Annotated in this window: 1 protein-coding gene; it reads right to left on the bottom strand. The window is 53.2% G+C overall.

What is annotated here, in order from left to right; genetic code table 11:
- Positions 1-123 precede the first annotated feature (123 nt).
- Positions 124-447, bottom strand: a 324-nt coding sequence (traM, locus tag DXA74_RS16050) for a conjugative transposon protein TraM (RefSeq protein WP_118261752.1), incomplete at its 5' end; no start/stop codon positions are given.

The raw sequence follows: 447 nt of genomic DNA, 5'->3' as shown, positions 1-447 counted from the left end.
GCCAGCCGCATACTTCACGGTGTCAGTGGTTTGTGCGTTTGCCGCACACACGCCCAGCAAGAGGGCGAACATTACAAAAATCTGTTTCATTGCTAATTGAAATTTTAACGGTTGATAAAATGGTTATTGTTGTTTGGCGTAAAGCATCACCCTGTACCCGGCTTTCAGCTTCACTTTCACGGTTCGGAACTTCTTGGCGAGGTAGCCGGACGTTCCTTGCAGCAATCCCCTTGTCACGTCCATAGCCACCTGCTGCCCGGCACTTTGGGCAAAGGAAATGCTTGTACCCAGCCCGCTTCCGATATTCGCCATAGCTTCGTTGAACGCTTCCTGCTCCATAGAGGACGGGACGGACAGCCCCTTTTGCCCGTCCGTGTCGAACACGGCGAGTTCCACCGGGATGATGTTGCCAGCGTACTCAATCGAGGACACCAGTATGTCGAGCCG

Source organism: Bacteroides sp. OF04-15BH (assembly GCF_003477995.1).
Lineage (GTDB): Bacteria > Bacteroidota > Bacteroidia > Bacteroidales > Bacteroidaceae > Paraprevotella.
This window is presented reverse-complemented; position numbering and strand designations above follow the sequence as displayed.